At 67.8% G+C, this 3,135-nt stretch carries 4 protein-coding genes; 2 read left to right on the top strand and 2 right to left on the bottom strand.

Going from position 1 to position 3,135, the window contains the following annotated elements; genetic code table 11:
• Positions 1-99: 99 nt before the first annotated feature.
• Positions 100-297 carry a hypothetical protein gene (locus D7W79_RS40605; RefSeq protein ID WP_158617178.1) on the top strand — a complete coding sequence of 66 codons (198 nt, stop codon included), beginning with the start codon at positions 100-102 and terminating at the stop codon, positions 295-297.
• Between the two features lie 41 nt (positions 298-338).
• On the top strand, positions 339-1,088 hold the full coding sequence (locus D7W79_RS40600) for a hypothetical protein (RefSeq protein ID WP_244222251.1): 750 nt from the start codon (positions 339-341) through the stop codon (positions 1,086-1,088).
• A gap of 526 nt (positions 1,089-1,614) precedes the next feature.
• On the opposite strand, the gene D7W79_RS40590 is transcribed toward D7W79_RS40600, so the two are convergent.
• Together D7W79_RS40590 and D7W79_RS40585 are read right to left on the bottom strand one after the other, a co-directional pair.
• Complete coding sequence (locus D7W79_RS40590) at positions 1,615-2,406, bottom strand: FRG domain-containing protein (protein ID WP_120530554.1); 792 nt, start codon at positions 2,404-2,406, stop codon at positions 1,615-1,617.
• A gap of 179 nt (positions 2,407-2,585) precedes the next feature.
• Positions 2,586-2,822 carry a hypothetical protein gene (locus D7W79_RS40585; RefSeq protein ID WP_120530553.1) on the bottom strand — a complete coding sequence of 79 codons (237 nt, stop codon included), beginning with the start codon at positions 2,820-2,822 and terminating at the stop codon, positions 2,586-2,588.
• Positions 2,823-3,135: the final 313 nt, after the last annotated feature.

Raw genomic sequence — 3,135 nt, 5'->3', positions numbered from 1 at the left:
GGGGAGACGAACGGGGAGGCAAGGTCCCGCAGGGCGTGCCGGCCCGGGCCTGCGGGAGGGGCGGGCGCGACGCATCGTTGGAGGTGGAGGTGCATTCAGATGATCATCGTCGGCTCGATGGTGGTGGGAGTCCTGGTGATGCTGCTGGTGATGGGTGGGGTCCTCATGGGGGGCGCGCTCGCGCACAAGAACGAGCGCGAAGACAACGCGCGGTGGGCGAAGGAAAACGCGGAGCTCGCGGCACGGCACGAAAGGGACCGGTCCGGCCCGCCGGGTGGGGAACCCGTGCACGCGTGAATGCATGAGGCGCTCTCCTCGCGTGGGTGCGAGGATGCGCCGTGCGATTCGCGCTGCTGTCATTGCTGGTGCTGCTGGTGGGGTGCTCAGCCTCGATGCCCGTGCCCACCAGCGTCGCGGCCGCCAGGACCGTTCGCGGTCCCTGGGCGGAGGTGCCCGCGGTCGAGATGCCCGCCGGGGACAACTCCATCCCCATCGACCTGATGCGGGATGTGGCGGACGCGTTGCTCAAGCGTCCAGGTGCCCGGACGTGTGACCCCGCGACGCTGCGGCCCATCCAGGGACTGTCCACGGAGTACTGCGCGACCGTCTATGTCACCGGCGGGCGAAATGCCCTGTCCTGGCGCGTGTCCGAACCTGTTCGCGGAAGCCAGGACCGCTGCTCCGCGCCACTTCATGTCCTGGATGATGATTACCCTGCCTCGCAGGTCTGGGTGGTCGGGTTCATCCATAACCACCCGTGTGGCAGCCCACCCTCTTCGGTGGACCTGATGGCCTGGCCCACGGATGCGTTCGATCCGCTGACCGCCATGGCGGTGGTGCGCCTGGTTCCCGGCAATCCCGCACCTGCCTTGTTCAAGGACCTGGCCATCGAGATGGCCTCCGCGCTGGTCGCGGAGCGCATGGACGGCAGCCGGGTCTACCTGCGCTATTTTCCCACGGGCGAGGTCGAGCAATGGAGTGAACGGCGGCGAAGGTGGATCCTCCTGGGCACCTGCGCGCCGACACAGAGTCACCTGGGGTCGGCACCCCAGTGCACGAATGGACCGCTGCGGCTGCTGCGTGAATAGGGAGCATCGATGAGGGGCAGGGCACTGGCAGCAGGATGTATCGCGGTGCTTGCGGGATGTGCCGCGAGGCCGACGGCGTGGAAGACGCCCATCGAATGGCCCGACGAGACCTCCGCCACCCTCGTGGGACAACCCATGGAGGCCGGAGCCGCGGTGGCCGCGGCAGGCGCGGTGCGGGAGTTCATCCGCACGAATCCCGACCCCACGTTGTTCCAGGGCTGCGCAAGCCCGGAACAGGGCCTGGCGGTCTCGGTCTTCACCGGGGCGACCCAGGGCCTCTACTTCGTCGCGGTGCACCAGGACTTCAGGCGGTGTGGTGGACCTCGCATCCGCGTCCTCGACGCATGGGATGCCTATGCGGTCACTCCCCAGGGAGAGGTGATCGCCAAGGCTCCTCCACCGGCGGGAGATGCCTCCTTCGCGGTCCCCCTGCCAACACCGACTCCGGACACTCCGCCCCCGGCCATGTCTCCATCACAGGAGACCCCACCGCCCGCTCCCGAAGCTCCGGCGAACGAGCCTTCCCCTACCGGGGACGGGGGGCGTAGTAGCGGCGCAGCCAGCGGCTGAGGCCGTCCAGGCCGGGGAAGAGGACCCGCTCGGTGATGTTCGCCTGGTCGAGCTTGTCGCGGACCTCCCACTTGAGCTTCGCCGGCACCACCAGCCTGCGCACACCCTCGTGCTGGTGCCCCAGGAAATCATTCAGGCTCAGGTCCGGCCCGTTCATCACCGAGAACAGCGCGAACTGGTTCACGATGCGCGCGTCCAGCGACGGCGGCTCGAAGAACAACACGAAGGGCTGCTCTCCCAACCCGTCGAACGTCGCCAGGTCCCCCGCCACCGACGCCAGCATCTCCGCCGTGAACACGTCCGCGCCCTCCAGCCGCAACTGCTCCCGCAGCGGCCCGGGCAACTGCTGGTTCGTCTGGTGATAGTCCACGCACCAGATGGCGCCGTCCTCCTCCAGCAGGTCCATGCGCTCCGTCATGAAGTGCAACGCGACATACGGACTGAACGTCCAGTCCAACAGCCGCGTGGGCATCCCATGGTGCTGCGCCAGCGCCAGCCAGTCCCAGATGGACGTCAGCCGCTCCGTGCCCGGCACGCCCCGCGCGTACTTGCGGAAGGCCCGCAGCAGGTCCCGCTCCTGCCGCACGAACGCACCCTGGCGGTTGAGCGTCGCCGTCAAATCCAGCTTCGCGTCCGGAACCCCCCGGAACACGAAGCTCGTGCGGAACCGGCCCAGCGGCTCGTTCCACGAGCCCGCGAACAGCAGGTCCTGCAACTCCAGCCACGATGTGACACGCCGCTCCTGCATCCGGTGTCCCCTCACCGCCTGACAAGGTGGACCCGGTCCCTCGGGAACGCAGTGTCCAGGGGTACAAGAAGCGGAACCGGACGACGGGCGTCCCTCCAGCCCGCTCCCCCTCCCAGCGGAGAGGCGCGGAAAGGGGCGGGACGCCCGGCCGTCTCAATCACAGACCTGAAACAGAGACACTACGGCTGCCCGAAGTTCGCGGGCTGGGTGAAGGCATACGAGCTGGCGCCTGGCGCCTTGTCCTGCTGGAACAGCGGGCACTTGGCGCAGGTGAAGCTCTCCCAGTCCTGACGGACCGCCACATCGATGCAGCCGCCGTAGAAGCGGCAGTGGACGTTGCGGTACTCCTCGATGGAGAACGAGTCGGCCCGCAGCGGGAGGTGGAACTTGGTGGGACGCGGCTGTGGACAAGGCATTGGATTCCTCTAGCCCCCCTCGTGGGTGCTAATTCCCTCTACTGACTGGTGCGTCGCGTCATTCCCGGAGTCCCGCTGCCCGGGCACTGAACGCTTGCACCCCGTCTCATCGCTGCCAGCAGAAGACCGTGTGGGTGTGACACATTCAAAAGGCACAACAGCCTAATGACGACGGGCGTCCCTGGCCCGACCCGCCAGGGTGTCTGCCTTCACGAGGGGTAGCCGGCCGGGCAGGCCGTCGGAATCTTCACGCCCGGCGCGCTTTCCCGCGAGAATGCGGCGCGTGAGCTCCCTGTCTCTTATACACCTCTGA

It is taken from the genome of Corallococcus exercitus, assembly GCF_003611585.1.
GTDB lineage: Bacteria > Myxococcota > Myxococcia > Myxococcales > Myxococcaceae > Corallococcus > Corallococcus exercitus.
Note: the sequence above shows the minus strand (reverse complement) of the source record. Positions and strands in the feature narration are given on the sequence as shown.